This is a genomic window from Pseudomonas fluorescens, assembly GCF_018614775.1.
In the GTDB taxonomy this organism is placed as follows: Bacteria; Pseudomonadota; Gammaproteobacteria; order Pseudomonadales; family Pseudomonadaceae; genus Aquipseudomonas; species Aquipseudomonas fluorescens_BY.
The window spans coordinates 17,720-38,664 of the sequence record NZ_JAGGOF010000021.1; the positions used below are offsets into that span (position 1 = coordinate 17,720).

The 20,945-nt window shown below is 63.7% G+C and carries 18 protein-coding genes; 4 read left to right on the top strand and 14 right to left on the bottom strand.

The genetic code is table 11. The features are described 5' to 3' along the window. Positions 1-3 precede the first annotated feature (3 nt). The 9 genes from J7E36_RS05945 to J7E36_RS05985 all read right to left on the bottom strand — a co-directional run bounded on the left by J7E36_RS05945 (position 4) and on the right by J7E36_RS05985 (position 12,706). Positions 4-669 carry a DUF2491 family protein gene (locus tag J7E36_RS05945; protein WP_215000864.1) on the bottom strand — a complete coding sequence of 222 codons (666 nt, stop codon included), beginning with the start codon at positions 667-669 and terminating at the stop codon, positions 4-6. Between the two features lie 181 nt (positions 670-850). Continuing rightward, positions 851-1,549 (bottom strand): PspA/IM30 family protein, encoded by a 699-nt coding sequence (locus tag J7E36_RS05950; RefSeq protein ID WP_215000867.1) that lies wholly within the window; start codon positions 1,547-1,549, stop codon positions 851-853. A gap of 22 nt (positions 1,550-1,571) precedes the next feature. After that, positions 1,572-2,153, bottom strand: coding sequence for a YjfI family protein (locus tag J7E36_RS05955; protein WP_215001017.1), 582 nt, complete (start codon positions 2,151-2,153; stop codon positions 1,572-1,574). A 336-nt stretch (positions 2,154-2,489) separates the two neighbouring features. Then, on the bottom strand, positions 2,490-3,338 hold the full coding sequence (locus tag J7E36_RS05960; protein WP_215000870.1) for a YfaP family protein: 849 nt from the start codon (positions 3,336-3,338) through the stop codon (positions 2,490-2,492). Positions 3,339-3,341: 3 nt separating this feature from the next. Further along, a complete protein-coding gene (locus J7E36_RS05965; RefSeq protein WP_215000872.1) occupies positions 3,342-4,961 on the bottom strand; it encodes a DUF2300 domain-containing protein in 1,620 nt (539 codons plus the stop codon). A gap of 1 nt (position 4,962) precedes the next feature. Next, positions 4,963-9,531 carry an alpha-2-macroglobulin family protein gene (locus tag J7E36_RS05970; RefSeq protein WP_215001022.1) on the bottom strand — a complete coding sequence of 1,523 codons (4,569 nt, stop codon included), beginning with the start codon at positions 9,529-9,531 and terminating at the stop codon, positions 4,963-4,965. Further along, positions 9,528-10,166, bottom strand: coding sequence for a DUF1175 domain-containing protein (locus tag J7E36_RS05975; protein ID WP_215001019.1), 639 nt, complete (start codon positions 10,164-10,166; stop codon positions 9,528-9,530). Before J7E36_RS05975 ends, J7E36_RS05970 begins: the two co-directional genes overlap by 4 nt. A gap of 8 nt (positions 10,167-10,174) precedes the next feature. After that, complete coding sequence (locus J7E36_RS05980; protein ID WP_215000875.1) at positions 10,175-11,884, bottom strand: DUF2138 domain-containing protein; 1,710 nt, start codon at positions 11,882-11,884, stop codon at positions 10,175-10,177. Positions 11,885-11,917: 33 nt separating this feature from the next. Continuing rightward, positions 11,918-12,706, bottom strand: coding sequence for a YfaP family protein (locus J7E36_RS05985; RefSeq protein WP_215000877.1), 789 nt, complete (start codon positions 12,704-12,706; stop codon positions 11,918-11,920). A gap of 271 nt (positions 12,707-12,977) precedes the next feature. Here J7E36_RS05985 and J7E36_RS05990 point away from each other — a divergent pair, with 271 nt between their 5' ends. The 4 genes from J7E36_RS05990 to dxs all read left to right on the top strand — a co-directional run bounded on the left by J7E36_RS05990 (position 12,978) and on the right by dxs (position 17,363). Next, positions 12,978-14,114, top strand: a complete 1,137-nt coding sequence (locus tag J7E36_RS05990) for a Fic family protein (RefSeq protein WP_215000879.1) — start codon at positions 12,978-12,980, stop codon at positions 14,112-14,114. Between the two features lie 99 nt (positions 14,115-14,213). Continuing rightward, positions 14,214-14,456 (top strand): exodeoxyribonuclease VII small subunit, encoded by a 243-nt coding sequence (locus J7E36_RS05995; RefSeq protein WP_003185917.1) that lies wholly within the window; start codon positions 14,214-14,216, stop codon positions 14,454-14,456. Continuing rightward, positions 14,453-15,340 carry a (2E,6E)-farnesyl diphosphate synthase gene (gene ispA, locus J7E36_RS06000; protein WP_215000882.1) on the top strand — a complete coding sequence of 296 codons (888 nt, stop codon included), beginning with the start codon at positions 14,453-14,455 and terminating at the stop codon, positions 15,338-15,340. The genes J7E36_RS05995 and ispA overlap by 4 nt, the downstream gene beginning before the upstream one ends. Positions 15,341-15,464: 124 nt before the next feature. After that, complete coding sequence (dxs, locus tag J7E36_RS06005; protein ID WP_215000886.1) at positions 15,465-17,363, top strand: 1-deoxy-D-xylulose-5-phosphate synthase; 1,899 nt, start codon at positions 15,465-15,467, stop codon at positions 17,361-17,363. 198 nt (positions 17,364-17,561) lie between these two features. On the opposite strand, the gene J7E36_RS06010 is transcribed toward dxs, so the two are convergent. The 5 genes from J7E36_RS06010 to thiL all read right to left on the bottom strand — a co-directional run bounded on the left by J7E36_RS06010 (position 17,562) and on the right by thiL (position 20,940). After that, the gene (locus J7E36_RS06010; protein ID WP_215000889.1) at positions 17,562-17,981 is read right to left on the bottom strand and encodes an MFS transporter; all 420 of its coding nucleotides are present in this window, start codon (positions 17,979-17,981) and stop codon (positions 17,562-17,564) included. Continuing rightward, complete coding sequence (gene ribA / locus J7E36_RS06015) at positions 17,978-18,595, bottom strand: GTP cyclohydrolase II (RefSeq protein WP_215000891.1); 618 nt, start codon at positions 18,593-18,595, stop codon at positions 17,978-17,980. Before ribA ends, J7E36_RS06010 begins: the two co-directional genes overlap by 4 nt. Positions 18,596-18,704: 109 nt before the next feature. Next, entirely contained in the window at positions 18,705-19,463 is a 759-nt protein-coding gene (locus J7E36_RS06020) for a substrate-binding periplasmic protein (protein WP_215000894.1), read from the bottom strand. Positions 19,464-19,474: 11 nt separating this feature from the next. Beyond that, complete coding sequence (locus tag J7E36_RS06025) at positions 19,475-19,978, bottom strand: phosphatidylglycerophosphatase A family protein (protein WP_215000897.1); 504 nt, start codon at positions 19,976-19,978, stop codon at positions 19,475-19,477. Next, positions 19,975-20,940: a thiamine-phosphate kinase gene (gene thiL / locus J7E36_RS06030; RefSeq protein WP_215000900.1), complete on the bottom strand. Its 966-nt coding sequence runs from the start codon at positions 20,938-20,940 to the stop codon at positions 19,975-19,977. Before thiL ends, J7E36_RS06025 begins: the two co-directional genes overlap by 4 nt. Positions 20,941-20,945 lie beyond the last annotated feature (5 nt).

The window sequence follows — 20,945 nt, forward strand, 5'->3', positions numbered from 1 at the left end:
TATTCAAATGGTGTTCAGGTCGGTGGTGTACAGCGTAATGCCCAGCGAAGTGCTCAAGCTGATGGTGGCTTCGGCGTCCTCCTCGACAGAGAACAGCAGGAACTCCCTGCGATCCGTCAGGCCGGTGTCGCGGGCGTACAGCATCGAACGGTGCTCGACGCTGTAGGACTCGTCCGGATTGCTCACGCGTTCGCTCAACGCCACCAGTTCGGTCTGGCCGCTCTCGGTGCCCCATTCGCGGGTGTAGTCGACGCCGTCGTGGGTGTAGGTCGGCAGGCCAATCAGGCTTTCCGGCCCGGCCAACCGGCGCAACTCCGCTTCACTGTTGACGGTGACATAGCTGAGGTAGTTGAACAGGATCACCGACTCGACCTGTCCATCGACCGCGCCACTGGTGTGCACTTGCAGCCAGTAGTCTTCGTCGTTCATGTAGAAGCGCGACAGCCAGTTCGACTGGCCGAGATCGACCACGCCCATGCTCCAGATTTCCTGCGGGCCCGGAATGACCACGGCGCTGTTGCCGTCGAGCAGCAATTTCAGCGTGGTGTCGAACATCAGCCCTTTGCCGGAAGCCAGGCCCAGCGGACCGTCCAGTGGCGGTACGTCGCCGGTGGAATGCTTGTTCGCGTTCGGGGCTTCGAGCCCCATCAACTGTTTAAACCATCCCATTGGAGATTTCCTTGAGATGCGTGGAAGCGATGTAGAAAAGTTCGCCGCCCTCGTCGGGCAGCATTAAGGCTGCTGCGCCGGGTGGAGAACAGTACTTTGACCGACCCTTGCCGAGTAACGCTGTGGCGAGGGAGATTGCTCCCGCGCCACGGGTACGCCGTGCTCAGAGCACTCGAACCGCTTACTCGGCCGATTTTTTCTTCAGTCGTTCCAGGATTGCATTGGCGCTGCCTTCGTTCGGCGTGATGCCGGCGTCGCGCAGCTTTCGTTCCAGGTCGGTGCCGGTGGAAGCATCGGCCAGTTCGTCCTGGGCTTGCAGCTCCGCGGCGCGTTGCTGCTGCTTGGCTTGCAGGCGGTTCAGCGTACCGACGGCGGTTTCCAGCTTGCCGTTGGCGCCGCCGCTGGCGATGGAAGCACTGACCTGGGCTTTCTGCACGCTGTCCCGGGCCTTGGCCATGTCCACTTGCTGGCGCAGGCTCTTGATGCGGCTTTCGGCCTTGGTGATGTCCTTGCGCATGTTCTCGGCGTAACCGCCAAACTCGGCGGCCTGCTTCTGCTCGACCTCCAGCTCGTTGGTCAGGGTCGAAATGGCTTCGGCCACTTCCAGCGCCAGGTCTTCGCGGTTGGCCTGGATCGCGGCCAGGGCCTTGGACTCCAGGTCCTTGATCTTGGCGTTGTACTCGCCAACGCGATCGGTCGACAGCTTGTGCTTGGCCATGATCGTGACCAGCTCACGGCGGGCGTTGGCCAGTGCGGTGTCGGCGTCGCGGATTTCCTGGTCGAGGATGCGCAGGGCTTGCTGGTCGACGATCGATTCGCCGACTTCGTTGGCACCGCCACGCAGCGCGGTGAACAATTTGCTCCAGATGGACTGAGTCATTGGATGGTTCCTGTTCGGCGAATTAGATGAAGAAGCGTTCGAAGGCTTCACTGGCACGCTGGACGTTGTCGACGAGGGTCTTGACCTCAGTCACGACGTTGGTCAGGTTGGAACCTGCACTCAGCGCACCGAACATGTTGTAGACGACCTGCCCGTTGGGCATGGACTCGATGCCGATCGAGGACAGCGGGAACATCTCCCGGCTGCGCAGGACTGCGTCGTTGAAGGCCGCCACGTCGTTGATCGATTCGACATCGACCAGAACGGTGTCGACGATGATCTGGTCACCGACCACGGCGATGTAAATCGGCAAGCCGCCGAAGTCGTTCATTTCCAGCTTGATGCTGGACTCGGAGCCCTGGACGAGGGAGAGGGTAATTTCGTTGGCAACCACTTCGTCCAGCGCCTGCAAGGCGCTGTAGAGGCGATCGATGTTCCAGTTGTTACCTGCGCTCATGTAATCCTCCGACTTGATTGAGCCAGCCAGAATCGGTTGGCGTAGCTGTTTCTCCATCTGCTTGAGCAGGCTTCGGTTTTCCGGAAGCACCCAAGTCTCGTGTTTCACATACCCGGCGGCACTCAGGCCTGCGCGCATCTGCTTCATGTAGAAGCTCGACGGTTTCTTCGCGGCGGGTTTGGAGCGCTCCGCGTCGCGGCTCGCCGAATCTGCTGGAGAGCTGTCTGGCATGATACTGACCCCACTGTGAAAAACTCACGCGTGAGAAACACTACAGGTAACTCTGATAACGCTCAATAGCTCACGCGTGAGATTTTTCTACCTCACTCCCACAGTTGCTGAAATACCCTGTGGGAGCGAGCCTGCTCGCGATAGCGTCAGGTCAGCCAACCTCTTCGCAAGCTGTCACACCGCTATCGCGAGCAGGCTCGCTCCCACAGGGGATCTTTCTCACAAGGGATCTCTGTGTGACTCCGAGCGGGCTTACGGATAACTAAAGCTCTTGACCAACGTCAGTTCCCCCACCGCCCGCATCGGCACGACGAAGGTTTCCATCTTCTCGTTCGGCGTGCCTTCCTCGGTAATGACAGTGACTTGCGCAGTGGTCAGGGCCTGCACCGCTTGCTCGGTGCCGCCGCTTTCCTCGCCCCCTTCACCTTCTTCATCATCCGCGACCCGGCGATAACCGCCGCCGTAGTAGTTCACGTACACCAGGTACTGGCCTTTGATCGGTGCAGGCATCGAGAAGATTTCCGGACCGTAGCCGGTGGTAACGTCAACGTCGAGGGCGGCGCCGTTGGGCGCGACGCGGTCGCCGTACCAGATGTGGGCGCCGTCGGGGGTGACGAGGTGCAGGTCCAGGTCGGTGCCGTCGCTGTCCCAGGTCAGCAATACCCGCAGCTTGGCCGAGCTGGCGCCGCCGCTGGTGTGGAGGAACTGCGTGCGGTGGCGATGCTGGCCGTCGGGGCTGCGCACTTCGACGCTGTTGCTGCCGTTGGGGAACGAGAACGGCCGGTCGAACTGGCCGTCCGAGTCGAGCTTGAGCGGCATGCTCACCCCATTGACGATCAGCTTGCCCGGCTCGCTGTCCCCCTTGGGGGCGGCCTTGATCTGGCCGGTGATACGCGCGGTGGCGGCCTGGCCTTGGGGCGTGTTGACCGACGAAGCCGGGTAGTTGACGGTCTGGCTGTAGTTTTCGTCTTCATCGCCCGGCGCACCGCTGCGCCAACCGCCGATCGGGGTATCGAGCTTGACGGAGTCGGCAGCGTAGGCCTGTGGCAACGCGGTCAGGGCGCAGAGCAACAGCAAGACCTGTGGATAACGGAGTGTCATGGTCTATTCCAGCAAGAGGTGACGGGCGAGCCCTTCGATATAGTCTTCGTCCTGGCCGTTGGGATGAGCTTCAAAGGTCAGGTGCAGGTATTCATGTGTCAGGTCGAGGCGGTCTTGCAGCGACAACACGCCGCGCACATAGATGCGCTGGCGCTCGCGGTCGACATAAGGCCGGCCGAATGCGACGCGGCAGACGGCGAAAGCACTGATTTCGTTGTAGCCGACTTCGCTTTCCAGCCGCGAACGCCAGCCCCGCCGCTGTTTCAGCAACCAGTCCTGGGCGGCGGGCAGCGCCTCGCAGGCCGCCACCGGATTGTCCCAGCGGCTGAGGCTGGCGCGCGGGTAGGCGTGCAGCAGGATCGCGTCGTAGCGCTGGCCGGCGTTGGCTTGTTCGACGGCTTGCAGCCAGGACAGTTTGTCCGGGCCGGCCTGGTCGGAGTGATAGGTGACATCGGTGCCCGCCAACACCAGATCGCTGGTCCAGGCGGCAATTGCGCGGGTTTCGGGAGTCGCCGGGCGTGGCGCGACGCGCTGGCGATGGCTGCTGTCATCGATGCTCAGGCAATCGCCGTTGCGCTGGGCGTTTTGCAGCAGGTAAGTGCGGATCGCCACCGCCAAGGCCTTGGCGGCTTCGGCGGGTTCGGCCTTGGCTTCCCGTTGCAGGACCCGGGCGACGTACTCCTCGCGATCCAGCCGCGCGACCAGCTTGCCGGGGGTCAGGAACAGTTCGCCATCGCTGTGGATATCCAGCCGGTTACCGTTGGCGAACTCCACGCGGTAGTCGCCGCGCAACTGACCTGGCGTAGCCGGGCGGTCGCCCGCCAGCACCCGTTGCAAGGGATAGCGGGCAAACAGCCCCACTTCCACACAACGCCCGGTTTCCGCCGGCCAACGCGACGGCAGCGCCGCCGCCAGACCACCACCGTAGACCTTCAAGACCTGCTGGCTGGTGCCACGCCCACCGGCCCACACGGGCGTGCCGTCGGCCAGCCAACCGGCGAAACCGCCCTGGCGCGACGCAGGTCCCTGTTCGCCCAGCCAGCTCCAGGTCTTGATCCGCAGGCGACTGCCCAACTCGCCGACCAAACGCCCGTCCGCGGCATTGAGCACCACGTCCAGCAACACCCGACGGGCCTGATCCTGGGCCGGCAACGTGGCCAGGACCTTGAGCAGCTCAGCGACCGGCACCTGGGTTTGCGGCTGCAAGGCCGGCAGGTCCAGCAGCCACGCCGGCGCCTGGCGGGATTGCCAATAACCACGCCAGTTCGGCGCCGAAAGCCCAAGCCGCTGGGGTTCGAAATACAAACCGCAGGACTTCACCAGCGCCTGATCGCGACCGATGCTCTGCCCGGCGCTGCAGCAATAGACTTCTTCCTTCGACTCGCCGCGACATTCATACGCCGGTTCGCGGGCGCCAGTGTCCACCAGCCAGGCGTAGACAAACAGCTTCCACAGGCTGCCCAACGGCGCCTGCAATGTGTCGGGCAGCGGCTGGCGATCCAGCACCTGGGTCGGGCTTACCCGCAGCAATTGGCCATCGAAGGCCAGGCGCAGCGGCTCGTCCTGCGCTGTCGCCAGCACAGGAATCAAGCACAACAGCCACCCGAGCAGCCGCCCACGCATGTCAGTTGACCGTGACCTGACCGAGCGCCGCTTTCTGTTCCCGCGCCTGATTTTGCGGTGCGTAGACCTGGGTGAATCGCACTGGCGGCAGGTTGAACTGACCCTTCTGCGAGAAACGCACCAGATGCCGCAAGCGCAACTCGCCACTGAGGGCATCCACCGGCACCGCGTAAGCCATCTGGCCCGGCTCGAAGCGCGCCTTCTCCAGGGAGGTCGGCTCGCTGTCGCCCTTGCCCATCAGCTGGATGCCCCAGGTGGTGCGCTCCACATCGGCGCCCGGCGGCAGCGGCACTTCGAGCATGCCGTAGCGCAGCGGCGTCGGCGCCTTGCTGTTGATGATCACTTCATCCAGGTACAGGCTGTCGCTGGACAACGGTTTGTTGCCCACCGGCTCGAGCTTGAAGGTAAACGCCTCGTCACCCGGCACCAGACGCGACAGGCGCCGGGTGATGGACACGGCCATCGATGCCACGGGCGGTTGCTGGCTCTGGAAGCTCAGTGCCGCTTGCAGTGGGCGCTCCTGGGCACCGCTGAGGGTCAGCACGGTCGGCGCCTGCGCCCCCTGCCATTGCCAGTAGGGTTCACCGCTGGCGCCCTGTCGGGCTTTCCAGCCGTCACCCGGCGTCAGCGTCACGGCCGGCGCGGCCTGCTCAATGCTGCGTTGCAGCCAGCTCAAGGCCAGGGCTCGTTCCAGGGTCGACTGTTGCGGCAACACACGCTCCAGCAGCGCCTTGGCGCGGGCTTGATCGAAGGCTTGCAGCGACAGCACCAGCGCCTCGGCAAACGGCGTGGAACTGACCGCCAGTTGCTGTTGCGCGGCGTCCAGCTGACGATTGAACGCATCTGGCAGCGGCACCTTCACCTGCTTGGCCAGGGAGGCGGTCAACACGCGGGCACTCGCCAGGCCCAGGGCCGAATCCGGTGCGTTCATCACCAGGCTGTCTTCATCGCCGTCCATCACGCTGTCGGCGTCGCCGCTGCCGGCCTTCGCCAGGTCGTCCATCAGGCCGCTGAGCAAAGTGTTCACCGGCAGTTGCATCTGCTTGGCGAACGACAGGATCAGCGCCCGTTGCAGCAGCGGCGTATCACCGGCCTGCTTGGCGTAGACCTCCAGCACCCGCTGCCAGTGTTCCGGCGGCAGGCTGATGTCCAGGGCCTTGCTGGCGTACCAGTCGGCGTAATAGGCGTAAGCGGTGAGGAACGCATCCGGCTCACCGTCCTCGCCCCACCAGGTGAAGCTCGCCGACGGCCCGGCCATCTGCACCAGGCGCAGGCGGCTGTTCTGCATGATCAGGCGCAAGCGGTCACGGGCCTGGGCGTTCGACGCCAGGCTCGGGTAGGCGATGCTCAACGGCAGCAACTGGCTGGCGGTCTCCTCGACGCCGCCATACGGGTAGCTCAACAGGTCATCCAGGGCTGAACGGAACAGCGCTTGCGGGCTGTCGTCCAGGCGCAGGCGGATATCACTGGCGTCGGCCGGCAGGTTCAGCGCGGTGTCACCGCTCGCCACGTCGACACGCTGGCTCTGGGTGACTTGCCAACCGCTGCCACTGGCATTCAGGTGCACGGCCAGGGCGTCTTGGGTCTCGCCGTTCAATTGCAACTGGACGCTCAGGTCGCCATTGCTCAGTTCCATGGCCGGCAGCGCCACGTAGTTGATGCCTTTCTTCAACTCTGCCGTCACCCGTTGTTCAGCACCGGCGTAACGGATCAGCAGCTCGGCTTTCAGCGGCTTCTCCGACTGGCTGAAGGCGAACAGTCCTACTTGCGGTTTGTCGCCGGTGCGGAAGCGGGTCGGGCCGCTCCACTTCAGGTACAGCGGTTTTTCCGAGGCGATGAATTGTTTCTTCTGGCCCACCTGCCCATTGTCGGCGATGGCCCGGGCGGTGATGCGCCAGCGGGTCAGCGAATCCGGCATCTTGAAGGTGAAACGGGCCTTGCCGCTGGCGTCGGTGACCAGCTCCGGTTGCCAGGCGGCGGTGTCGACGTCTTCACGGCGCGGCCGTTCCAGCACCTTGACCCCACGTTCACTGCGGTTGGCCTTGCCCGGCGCGCCGGGGCTGCCCGGCAACGCCACGTCATAGCTGATGAACGACAGGCTGGCGCTGGTGCGTACGTTGTTGCGACGCGGGTGGTAGAAGAACTGGTCGATGGTCGGAGCCACTTCCGGCTGCAGCGCGTAGACCATTTCGTCCACCACGCTGACCGTCAGGTGCGCCGGAATCGCCTTGCCGGCGAACTGGGTGCTCAGGTCCACGGTAACTGTGTCGCCAGGGCGGTAAGTCGCCTTGTCGGTGACGACGGCCACGTCGATCTGCGGCGTGACCACCTTCAGGCCGGCGTTCTGGAAGCTGTACTGGCCGCCCTTGGTGTAGAGCACCGAGAAGGTCATGTTCGGCGCAAAGGCGTCCTTCACCGGAATGCGCGCGCGGTATTGGGTGTCGCTGAGCTTTTCCATCTTCAGCCAATCGGCGCCTTTGGACAGCAGCGCCGTGGCCTCGACCTTGTCGCGCTCCAGTGACAGCAGCGCGTCGCTGACCGGCTCCGGGAAGGTGATCAGCGCCAGCGCCTCGTCACCGGCCTTGTATTCGGCTTTATCGAGAACAATCTCGACGGTGCCCGGCACGGCCTTGATGCCATCGCCCGTCACCGCGTGGGCGGCGGCACCGATGACCCGGCCATGGTCGTCCTTGAGCGTCAGGTTGTAGGTGCCGGGCCGGTCGAAGGTCAGGTTGAAGCCCTTGTCCTTGGCGGTCAGCTTGCCTTCGCCGGTGCTCTGGTCTTCCAGGCGCACCCAGGCGTAGCTGCCCGGTGTCACGGTTTTGGTTTGCTCGTTGCCACCTACGTTGGCGTAGCTGAACGCGACCTTCTCGCCGACGGCACTGAAACGCTGACGCGCGCCCAGGGTGAAGTTCGCCGCGCCACGGTCGATGAGGATTTCCTTGGTGGTCTTGACCCGATACGCCGCGCCATCGCTGGCGAACACGGTGAGGGTGTAGCGGCTCGGCTTGTCGGCGGCCGGCAGGTCGAGGGTGGCGTTGCCCTTGTCATCCGTGGTCACTTCGCTGCTGGTCAGCTCCACCGGGAATTGCCCCAGGTATTGCAGTTCGTTATCCACCATCGACAATTGCTGGGCGCGCAGGCTCAGGCTGACCTTGGCGTTGACCACCGGCTTGCCGTCCGGGTACAGCAGCACGAGGCTGCCCTTGACCGGCTCGCCCGTACGGTAGTCCGGCTTGGCCAGGTTCAGGGCGATTTCGAAGTGCGGCTTGATGTATTCAGCCACGCGGAAGGCGCTGCTGTAGAGCTGGTCCTTGTAGCTGAAGCGCAACTCATAGCCGCCGGCCACGGCGTTTTCCGGCAGTTGGAAACGGCCTTGGGTACCGGACTTGGAATCCAGTTTCAGGGCCAGGGTTTGCAAGGCGGTACCGGTGGCGTCCAGCACGCTGACATTGACGTCGGCGGCGGCCGGTTGCACCGAATCACGGGCGTTCTTGAACTCACGGCCGACGATTTTCAGCGACACCCAATCCCCCGGGCGATACAGCGGCCGGTCGGTAAAGGCGTAGAGTTTGGTGTCGTAGATCTCGCTGTCGTAATAGAAGTTTTCCGAAACGAATACCCCACCCTCCTCGTCCTCGCCGATGACGAACGAACGCTCCGGGCTGACGTGCTTGAGACGCAGCAAGCCATCGTCATCGGTGGCACCGCTGCTCATCACGCCCAGGCCGTCGGTCCAGAGTACGTTGACCTTGGGCACCGAACGGCCTTCATGCTTGCGTGCGGTCCAGACCAGCAGCTCGTCGCCGGCAATCTTGCTCACCGCCACGGTGTTGGAGACGAAGACCATGGTGGTGGCCCGGTACTTGCCGATCAGCGCTTCCACCAGGTACAGGCCCGGTTTCAACTGGCTCAACGGCACGTAGACGTTGCCCGGCGAAACGCTGACGAACTCACTGGACGAGCCGGCCAGGTTGACGCCCGCAGGCGGCTGGATCGGCTTGGCTTGCCACAACGGGTAGCGGAACTGGCTGACCACCGGCAAACCCGGGATCAAGGCGAATTGGGCAGGGGCGTCGTACGGTGTCGGCGCGACCAGGGCGTCGCCGATCTTCAGCTCCGGCACTTCTTCGGTCACTTGCTGGCGCGACTCGTAGGAGAACGCCCGCTGCATCACCCGCCGGGATTTGCGGTACCAGTTGTCCCACAGGTACGCGAGGGTGTTCGACAGGCCTTCGCCCTTGAACTGGCCGTCGCTGACCACGCGGTGCAGGTTCTTCTGGCGCTTGAGGAAATCCAGCGGCTTGTCGATGCGATAGACGCGGATGTCGGCGCCGCCATAGGGCTCCATGCGGAACCGGCGATAGTCACGGCCCGGCGCTTCAAGGCGGACCATGGCCTGCTCGTCGCTGGCAAAACTGCTGTCGGCCAGCAGGAAGAAGCTTTCACCGGCCACGGGCGTGTAGCCACTGGGCTCCACCGTGTCTTCGGCGTTGACGACGGGTGCCAGCAACAAGGCCAGCAGCAAGGGGAGTTTCGAACACAAGCGCAGCATGCGGGCACCGGTCATTGGGAGAGAAAGTTGAGTCGATAGACGCCGATGAAGTTGGGGTTGGCTGCGTCGGGTATCCATCGGGTGTCCTTCCAGTTCATGAGTTGTTGCAGGCTTGCGGAACGCATGCCGTTGTCGGTAGGGGTTGTGGTGCCGGTGTGATAGGCGATGTAGCGGCCCATCCAGATCATCAGGTGCTGGTCGTCGCCCTGGTCGAAGAACATCAGGTCGCCAGGACGGGCCTGGGCCACATCGCGGCCCACCAGGCGACTGTTGAACTGGATCAGTTTGATGGCGTTGACGTAAGGCCCGACCTTGCCGCCGCCCTGTTGCCATTGCTGGGCGAGACGGCGTTGCGCATCGCTCAATGGCAGTTCCGGCGGCAGGTAGCGGTTGGACAGGCCATTGCTGCGCAGCCACTTGTCGTCGTGGACCTTCAGCGCCTCGTTGGCGGCAAAGCGCACCAGCCCGGCGCAGTCCTGTTGAAACCAGCGTGGGCTCGGGCCTCTGGTCAGCTGTTCCTGGGCGATGCGCACAAACCAGGCGCGAAAGACCTGGGATTGCTCGACGTCCAGCGCCGGCGTCTCGACGGCAAACGCCCGCCCACCCCACAGCAGCGCGAGCATCAACGCCCACGCTCCGGGGTTGCGCATCCGTGCTGTCACAGCGCTTTCCATTCCAGCGGCAGCCACTGCCAGTGACCGTCAGGCTCGCTGCCGGCCGGCAGCGTCAGGGCATATTTGCCATAGCCACCGAGGGTGCGCAGTTTCGGGATCAGGTAGGTTTGCGCGGCGTTGTAGAACACCGGCTCCATGTCCTGGGGCAGGCTGTCGAGGGTCTCGCGTTGCATCAGTTGCGCCATCGAGTCCGGGCCGAAGTAGATCGGCATCAGCAGGTCCTTGGGCACCACGTCGGCCATCGGCGGGAAACGTTTGTCGAGGGTGCCGAGGGCCTTGTCCACCAACTTGTCGTCGAGGGAAAACAGCAGGGTCGAACCGTGGCGCGCCAGGCTGACCCGCATGAATGCCTTGCCGGTGATGGACTCCGGTTGCAGCGAATCCTTGGCCAGGTAAGGGCCGAAGTTGGAGCTCACCTGACGTTGCCACTGGTGCATCGAGCCTTCCTGCTTCTCGACCACCGGGAATGCGTGTTCGGCGACATTGTTTTCATAGGCGCCCACCATCGAACCGAACAGGTTGCCCAGGTCGGCGTCGAGCTTGCCGTCGTCTTCGTTCAGGCTCGCCACCAGCAGCGGCGTGTACAACCGCGAATCGGCGTACCAGCACAGGCCCGCCGCGCCGGCCACATGGTCGATCATGGCCTGGGCGGCTTTTTCCTCGGCGCCGAGTTTGATCAGCAGCGGTTTCTGCTGCTCGGCCGCCAGGGGCAAGGTCACGCAAGCGCTGGCGCCCATGGGCATGGCTTGCCAGATCGGCTTGAAGTCGAAGTCCGGTTGGTTCTCCAGCTCGTCCATGGCCAGGAAGCTGTGCCAGCCCTTGTCGTCCATGTCGAAGCGCAGCCCGGCGAAGTTCGGGATGAACCGCTGGTAGCCCATGGCAAGCACGCTGGCATTGACCGAGATACGTTGCTTGACCTCCGGCGCCTTCGGCGGCAGGCCGAACGCCTCGGGGAACAGTTTGTCGCCGTTGAGCAGTGCCGCCAATGCGGTGGTCGACACGCTGCCCGGCTCTTGCGACGGGCCGTTGGCCGGGTCATAGAGTTTGGTCGGGTTGGACAGCACCACCAGCTTGTCGCCATGGGAGGCGAAGACCAGGGATTTGCTGGCGTTGTAGCTGAGTTGATAGAGCGCAACATCGTCGCCGCCGACCCGCAGGTCACTGAGCTTGCTCAACTGCGTATCGTCCAGGGCGACTTTCGCCAGCGGTTCCAGCACCTTGGCCAATCCACCACGGTCCATCACCAGCAGGAAATCCTTGAGACGACCATCGGCGCCGCGCCACAGCGCGACATCGGCCGGCTGGTCGAACAGCTCTTCGATCAGGCTGTCCTGCAACTTGAGGTCATGCTCGTAGATGATCCGGCGCAGGCTGCCGATCAGGCCGAGGCGGTCGGCGTGGGCTTCGTAATAGAAGACGAAGTCCTCGGTGAGCGTGGCCTTGAGGAACGGCACCGCCAACAGATCCTTGGGCAACTGGCTCAGGGAATGGGCCTCGAGCAAGCCGTCGGGGCGGCTCAGGCCGAGTTTTTCCAGCGCCAGCGCCGTGGCCGGGGCCTTGGGCTTGTGTATGAACCAGCCCAACCCGGCGGCAACCCCGGCCACCAGGCACAGCCCGATCAGCAACGCCGGCCAGCGCCGCGCAGGTTTGGCGACCGGTGTCGCGGGGGTCGGGGAAGCAGTGTTGTCGCTCATAATCACAAGGGCCTGTTCATCCGTGGAGCGGAATTAGTAGTTGAAAGTCTTGACCAGCAACAGATCGCCAATGGCGCGCAGGGGCACGACAAAGGTCTCGCGTTTTTCATCGACGGTGTTTTCGTTGAGCACCAGGTTGATCTGCGAGGTGATCACCTCGTTCTGGTTGCTGCCTTCATCGAAGTTATAGCCACCGTCGCCGTAGTTACCCCAATAGTTCACGTAGACCAGGTAGGTGCCGTGCATCGGCGCGGTCATGGTGAACATTTCCGGGCCGGGGCCATCGACGCCATCCGGGTCCAGGCCACCACCGCTGCCCAGTGCAGGCTGACCGAAGAACGCATGTTGGCCGTCCGGTGTGACGATATGCAGATCCAGTTCGGCCTTGGGGTCGTCCCAGCCCAGCACCACGCGAATCTGTGCCGGGGTGCGCAGGTTGTTGGCCTCGTAGAACTGCACCCGCTTGAGGGACTGGCCCTCGGAGCTGCGCACCTCGACGCTGTTGGAACCGGCGCCGAACGCATACGGCCGGGCGAAACGCCCTTCCTCGTCGGTATAAAGATTCAGTGGATTGCCGTTGACCGCCAGGCTGTGGGGCTGGCGCATCGTGCCCATGGCCTTGATCTGGCCTTCGATCATTGTGCGATTGCGCTGCACGCCACGGTCGATGGGCGGCGTGGGATAGGCGACCTGCGGGTTTTCCGTGCGATCGAGCAGGCCGCTGTAGCGCCAGCCGCCCACCGGCTCCGACATCTGCGCCGAAGGCCCGGCCCACGCCAATGGCGCGATCACCAGCGCGATCAACAATGAAAGAAAACGCATGTATGCCTCCTGCCATGCACAACGCAACCTGGCGCCCTTCCTCGGCGCATTGTTTGTCTTTTCTCAGGTTTCGTCCGGGAGCCCGCCGTACGGGGGCTGTAGATGGCGCGAAGATTAGCGATTCGGCCCATTATTCACAATCGGGGAACGCGCGATTCTGTGTGGGAAATCACGTCTTGGTGGGTGCGTGAGCCGATTAGCGCTTTTATTCGGCTCACCAAATGAGCCGAATAGCGTTATTATTCGGCTCACTCACTGTTTGGACAGCCTTATGGAACCTCACTGGATCTGGCAGCAGCCCGACTGGCCCGACTTTCGCTGGCAGCCCGACGCCTTGTCGCCCCTGCTACGCGAATGCGTACAGGCCCAAGGTCAGCTACTGGGCATGACCGGCGCTGTGACGGCTTCGCTCAACGTGCAAAACGAACTGGACACGCTGCTGCAAAACATCGTGACCTCCTCGGCCATCGAAGGAGAACAGTTGAATGTCGGTTCGATGCGATCATCCCTGGCCCGACGCCTGGGCCTCGAGTGGGCCACGAACAACCCGGTGAATCCACGCAGCGAGGGTTTGGCGCAGCTGTTGCTGGACGCAACCCGGCACTTCGATCAGCGCCTGACGGTCGAGCGATTACTGGAGTGGCATACGTGGCTGTTTCCCGAACAGGCCGATGATCTTGCTCACAGGCAAATCCGTGTAGGCACACTGCGCGGCGACGAACCGATGCAGGTGGTCTCAGGCAGGCTGGACCGTCCGACCATTCATTTCGAGGCACCGCCTCGCCATGGCCTGGAGCGGCAACTACAAGCATTTGTTGACTGGTTCGAAACCAGCCGCCACCAGACCGGGCTCGACCCGTTGTTGCGCGCCGGTATCGCCCACTTCTGGTTTGTCACCCTGCATCCGTTTGACGATGGCAATGGTCGCCTGACCCGTACCCTGACGGATCTGGCATTGGCCCAAGGCGAAGCACAGGCGATTCGCTTCTATGCCATGTCGGTCAGCATTCTGGATGACCGTGCCGGCTATTACCGAGTCCTCGAAAGCAGTCAGAAAGCCACGCTGGACATCACCGATTGGCTCACCTGGTTTTTGCAGACTCTGCTGCGCAGCCTGCAAAAAGCCATGCCGCAGATTGAAAGTGTGCTGGGCAAGACGCGCTTCTGGCAGGTTCATCGCGCTTCGGGACTCTCCCCGGAACAGACCAAAGTGTTGAACCGCTTGCTCGATGGGGGCGAAAAAGGTTTTGAGCATGGCATCAGCGCTGCGCAGTATCAGGCCGTGGCCAAGGTATCGAAGGCGACGGCAACCCGACATCTTGCCGAGTTGCTGGAGAAAGGCTGCCTAGAACGATTGCCCGGGGGTGGGCGCAGCACTCGGTATCGAGTCCATTATCCAGTTGCATAGCGTTGCCTTCGCCACCGCCCTGATTGGCCCCGTCATTTGCCCCAAAAGCCCATGTCTGCTAGTGTCGCGCCGGTTTAACAGTCAACCGGAATAGCCGCCATGGCCCGCAAAAAAGCTGCACTGGATTTCGAACAATCTCTGGCCGACCTGCAAACGCTGGTCGAGCGGCTGGAGAACGGCGAATTGTCGCTGGAAGACTCGCTGACCGCTTTCGAGCAGGGTATCGGCTTGACTCGCGACTGCCAGGCGGCGCTGGCCCAGGCCGAGCAGAAGGTGCAATTACTGCTTGAGCGTGACGGTGAGTTGACCGAAGAGCCATTCGACGCGGAACAGCCTGAATGATCGCCGCCTACCAGGCCAGCAGCCAGGCTCGGGTCAACGCGGCCCTGGACACCTTGTTCAGCGCGCCGACCCCGGAGTTGGCGCGCTTGTACGAAGCCATGCGCTACAGCGTGATGAACGGCGGCAAGCGTGTCCGCCCGCTGCTGGCCTATGCGGCGTGCGAAGCCTTGGGCGGTGCGGCCGACCAGGCCAACGGCGCGGCGTGCGCGGTGGAACTCATCCATGCGTATTCGCTAGTCCATGACGACCTGCCGGCCATGGACGACGACGACTTGCGCCGCGGCCAGCCCACCACCCACAAGCAATTCGATGAAGCCTGCGCGATCCTCGCCGGCGACGGTTTGCAGAGCCTGGCTTTCAGCGCCCTGCTGGACCCGACCCTGAGCAATTGCCCGGCACAGATCCGCCTGGACATGGTCAGCGCCCTGGCGCTGGCGGCGGGCCCGGCCGGGATGGTCGGCGGCCAGGCCATCGACCTCGGCTCGGTGGGCCTGAAACTGGATCAGGGCGCGCTGGAATACATGCACCGGCACAAGACCGGTGCCTTGATCGAGGCCAGCGTCAGGCTCGGCGCCCTCGCCAGCGGCCGCGCCGCGCCCGAACAACTGCACGCCTTGCAGACCTACGCCCGGGCCATCGGCCTGGCGTTCCAGGTGCAGGACGACATCCTCGACGTTGAAAGCGATACCCAGACCCTCGGCAAACGCCAGGGCGCCGACATCGCCCGCGACAAGCCGACATACCCGGCCCTGCTCGGCCTCGATGCCGCCAAGGCCTACGCCCTGGAATTGCGCGACCAGGCCCTGGCCGCACTGCGACCCTTTGACGCGGCAGCGGAGCCGTTGCGCGACCTGGCGCGTTATATCGTCGAACGACGCAACTGATACAGCGTCAACCCTTCAGACTGCGGATCGGCCAAGTTCTGGCCAAGTTCCGGCCAACGCGTGGGCAGCGTGCGATGCATAAGGTAAACTGCCGCCTCTTTCTATACCTATAACGATTCGCCTGATGCCCACGACGTTTCAAGAGATTCCCCGCAAGCGCCCGACCACGCCCCTGCTGGACCGCGCCAACACGCCGGACGGCCTGCGCCGGCTGGGTGAAGCCGAGCTGGAAACCCTGGCCGATGAGTTGCGCCTGGAACTGCTCTACACGGTCGGCCAGACCGGTGGGCATTTCGGCGCCGGCCTGGGCGTCATCGAGCTGACGATCGCCTTGCATTACGTGTTCGACACCCCGGACGACCGGCTGGTGTGGGATGTCGGGCACCAGGCCTACCCGCACAAGATCCTCACCGGCCGTCGCGAGCGCATGGGTACGCTGCGCCAGAAGGACGGCGTGGCGGCGTTCCCGCGTCGCTCCGAGAGCGAATACGACACCTTTGGCGTCGGCCACTCCAGCACCTCCATCAGCGCCGCCCTGGGCATGGCGATTGCCGCCCGCCTGCAGAACAGCGACCGCAAGGCCATTGCCGTGATCGGCGACGGCGCACTGACCGCAGGCATGGCGTTCGAAGCGCTGAACCACGCGCCGGAAGTCAACGCCAACATGCTGGTGATCCTCAACGACAACGACATGTCGATCTCGCGCAACGTCGGCGGTTTGTCCAACTACCTGGCGAAGATCCTCTCCAGCCGCACCTACGCCAGCATGCGCGAAGGCAGCAAGAAGGTCCTGTCGCGCCTGCCCGGCGCCTGGGAAATCGCCCGTCGCACCGAGGAATACGCCAAGGGCATGCTGGTGCCCGGCACGCTGTTCGAAGAGTTGGGCTGGAACTACATCGGCCCCATCGACGGCCACGACCTGCCCACGCTGGTCGCCACCCTGCGCAACATGCGTGACCTCAAGGGCCCGCAGTTCCTGCACGTGGTCACCAAGAAGGGCAAAGGCTTTGCCCCGGCGGAAGTCGACCCGATCGGCTACCACGCCATCACCAAGCTCGAACCCCTGGACGCCCCGGCCGCCGCGCCGAAAAAGGCCGGTGGGCCGAAGTACTCCAGCGTATTCGGCCAGTGGTTGTGCGACATGGCCGCCGCTGACCCACGCCTGGTGGGCATCACCCCGGCGATGAAGGAAGGCTCGGACCTGGTGGCCTTCAGCGAACGCTTCCCGCAACGCTATTTCGACGTGGCGATTGCCGAGCAACACGCGGTGACCCTCGCCGCCGGCATGGCCTGCGAAGGCGCGAAACCGGTGGTGGCGATCTATTCGACGTTCCTGCAACGCGGCTATGACCAGCTTGTGCATGACGTGGCGGTGCAGAATCTTGATGTGCTGTTCGCCATCGACCGCGCCGGCCTGGTGGGCGAAGACGGCCCGACCCACGCCGGCAGCTTCGACCTGTCGTTCCTGCGCTGCATCCCGGGGATGCTGGTGATGACCCCGAGCGATGAAAACGAACTGCGCAAGATGCTCACCACCGGCCATCTGTTCAACGGCCCGGCGGCAGTGCGTTACCCCCGGGGTACTGGCCCGAACGCCACCATCGAAGCCAACCTCGACCCCATCGAGATCGGCAAGGGCGTGATTCGCCGCCAGGGCAGGCAGACCGCGATATTGGTGTTCGGCGTGCAACTGGCCGAGGCGCTGAAAGTCGCTGAAACCCTGGACGCCAGCGTGGTGGACATGCGTTTCGTCAAACCTTTGGACGAAGCCCTGGTGCGCGAGATGGCCGGCAGCCATGAACTGCTGGTGACCGTCGAGGAGAACGCCATCATGGGCGGCGCCGGCGCGGCCGTCAGCGAATTCCTGGCCCGGGAGAACCTGCTCAAGCCAGTGCTGCACCTGGGCCTGCCGGACCTCTACGTCGAACACGCCAAGCCCGCGCAGATGCTGGCGGAGTGCGGGCTGGATGAAGCCGGAATCGAAGCCTCGGTGCGCCAGCGGTTGCAACTGCTGGGGTTGTAACTCAAACCACCGCCGAACCCTGTGGGAGCGAGCTTGCTTGCGATAGCAGTCTGTCAGTCGACATTGTTTTGACTGATACACCGCTATCGCGAGCAGGCTCGCTCCCACAAGAGCAGCGCTCGAACAGACACCCTCATTCAACTGTGGGAGCGAGCCTGCTCGCGATGGGGGCGCCGCGGTCTATCTGCCGAAGGCAAATCAGCCGAGCTGACGCGGGATGCGATACAGGTAGAACAACACCGCCGTGGACAACGCCAGCAGCATCAACGGCACCGCTTCCAGGCCGACGAACACCGCCAGCGCACCGATCCAGGCCGGCAACCCGGCCACCAGCAGGGCTGCACGGCGGCGGGCCGCCAGGGTGATCCAGGCCTGGGGCTCGTCCGCGGTGTCGAGGGCTTTCTGGGTAGCAATCAAGGCGTTTTTATACGGCCCGAAGAAGCGCAGGCTGACAAACATCGACGCCACGCCCGCGATGAACAGCGGCATTGCCAGTACCGGCAGAATCGCTTCGCCCTGGCCGAATACCGCGTTGATCACGAACAGCGGGAGCAAGGCTAAAGCCAGGTACTGCCACCAACTGACGGACAGCCGTCGCCGGACCTGACCGCGCGTCACGCCCGGTCAACCTCGCCCTGGTGTTCGTTGCCCATCATGTGGTCGAGCTTGCTGGCCTTGGTCGCCAGGTAGAGCTTGTTGTGGGGGTTATGACCGGTGTGCAGCGGCACGCGCTCGGCCACTACGATGCCCATGTCGGTCAGTGCCTTGACCTTGCGCGGGTTGTTGGTCATCAACCGCAGGGACTTCACGCCCAGGTGTTCGAGCATTGGCAGGCAGATGCTGTAGTCGCGCATGTCGGCGGCAAAGCCCAGGCGTTCGTTGGCTTCAACGGTGTCGGCGCCGCCATCTTGCAGTTCATAGGCACGGATCTTGTTCAGCAGGCCGATGCCCCGCCCTTCCTGGCGCAGGTACAGCAGCACGCCACGGCCTTCACGGGCAATCGCCTGCAACGCCGCCTCGAGTTGCGAACCGCAATCGCAGCGCTGGCTGAACAGGGCATCGCCCGTCAGGCATTCGGAATGCAAGCGGCCCAGCACCGGGGCGCCGTCGGCGAAATCACCCAGGCTCAGCACGACGTGCTCGCGGCCAGTGGCTTCATCGAGAAAACCATGCATGGTGAATTGCGCAAAGGGCGTTGGCAGCTTGGAAGCGGCAACAAAAACGACAGGCACCGGTGTGCTCCTGATCTAGTACTGGAGTTTCGCAGAGGCGGGCATTGTAACAGCACGTCAGGACGGACGCTTAGGCTGAATTGTCGGCCATAACCATCGAAAAGCTTGATTACGGCTTCGGTGGGTTGCCGTCCTCGTCGTAGGGATAGGGTTGCTTCCAATGTTCGAAAATCGGCTTCAGCTTGCCACTCTTGACCAGCACTTCCATGCGCCGATCGAACAGTGCGCACAGCGCCCGGCCGTTTTCGGTGTTGGCGAAGCCCAGGTAGAGCGGCAGGTTGACCAACGGCGAGAGCTTGTACTGCTGGGGATCATCGGCCTTGGCCAGCACTTGCTGGATCTCCATCAGTGCGTCGATATAGTAATCGGCCCGATCATGGACCAGCATCGGCAAGATTCCCACTGCCCGATGGATCTCATTGAAGCGCCGGATGTTGGGCAGGTAGTTGTTGTATTCGTAACCGCGCATCCATACCAGCCGGTAATTGCCGACAGTGGTCAGGGTGGGTGACGGCTTGGAGGCCAGGCCCAAGGCGTAGATATGATCGACGTCGTAGTGCCAATGGGGATAAAGCAACCCCTGCGTCTCATCGCGGTAGGCCCCGACCTGCGCGTCGACTTCGCCGCGCTGCACCAGCCCGATAGAGCGGGTGTACGGCACGCTGCGGATCTCCAGCTTGACGCCCTCGGGCTCGAACACCTCGCGCAGGATGTCCCAGCCCATGCCCTGGCCGTCGGCCTGGGTGTAATTGGCCCATTCCTCGCTGGCCGCGCGGATCTTGCCCGGCAGCGGCGCCGTTTCGGCCGCCCGAACACCGAGGCAGGCCCCTAGGCACAGCAACAGCAGTAGTGCGCGGCTTACGCCCATTCCTGGCTCCCTCAGGTGAAACACCACACCAATCCTTGCATTGCCAGCCAGGCGAAAACCCCGGCCAGTACATCATCGAGCATGATACCGACTCCTCCGTGCACATGCCGGTCGATCCAGCGGATCGGCCATGGCTTGAGGATATCGAAGAAGCGGAACACCAGAAAACCCGTCACCAGCCAGTACCAGCCTTCCGGCACCAGCCAGAGGGTGATCCACATGCCGACCATCTCATCCCAGACGATGCCTTCATGATCGTGCACCCGCAGGTCATCCGCCACTTTGCCGCACAACCAGAAGCCAAACAGCATGGTGATGCCCAGCATCAACCAGTAGCCCCAGTCCGGCAACATCTGCCATAACGGTATGAAGGGTAGCGCAACCAGCGAGCCCCAGGTGCCCGGCGCCTTGGGCAAGGTCCCCGAACCGAAACCGAACGCCAGGAAATGCCAGGGGTTGCGCCACACCGAAGGCGGAACGAACTCGGCCGGGACCTGGTTGGGATGATCTGTCACGGTGCCTCCCGAAAATGTTGATAGCCCCGGATTTGCGGGGTGATGTCGTGTCCACGGGTGTCGATCAGCGCCACGCCCTGCCCGGCCGCGACACTGCCGATCACCTGGATCGGCCAGCCTTCGGCCTGCAACGCCGGCAATCGGACCGGTGGTAATGTGAACAGCAATACGTAATCGTCGCCACCACTGAGCGCCGCCTGCGCAGCGTCCGCCGGCCCCAGGAACGCCAGTAAAGCGTTGGACAGCGGTAGCCGGTCCCGTTCAACTTGTATGGCCACCCCGGAGGCCAGGGCGATATGCCCGCAATCGGCTAGCAGGCCATCGGAAATATCCATCGCTGCACTGGCCTTGCCCCGCAGCGCCTGGCCCAGGGCGAGCTGTGGCCGGGGTGACCAATAGTGCGCCAACAGCGGCTCGGCGACGACCGGTTCGGCGGTACGCTGGCCAAGTACCAGCGGCAATGCCCCGGCAGCGTTGCCCAGCTCACCGCCGACACAAAGCAGATCGCCGGGTTGCGCGCCGCCGCGGGTCAAGGCCTGGCCGGACGGCACGCGACCGAACACGGTCAGGGTCAGGCTCAGCGGCCCGCGGGTGGTGTCACCACCCACCAGCGCCACGCCACAGGCCTGGGCCATCCGGTTCAAACCGCGCGCATAGGCTTGCAGCCAATCGGCGGTTACCGTCGGCAAGGTCAGGGCAAGGGTAAAGGCCACCGGGGTGGCGCCCATGGCGGCCAGGTCACTGACCGCCACGGCCAGCGAGCGCTGGCCGAGCAGGAACGGGTCGCAAGGGTCTGGAAAATGCACACCGGCCACGAGCGTGTCGGTGGATACCGCCAATTGCTCCCCGGCCGGAACGGCCAGCAAGGCGCAATCGTCGCCAATCCCCAGCGCAACGCCCTCGCCGCCCTGCGCACAAGGCGCGGCGGCGAAGTAATGACGGATCAGCTCAAATTCGCCCATGGCCG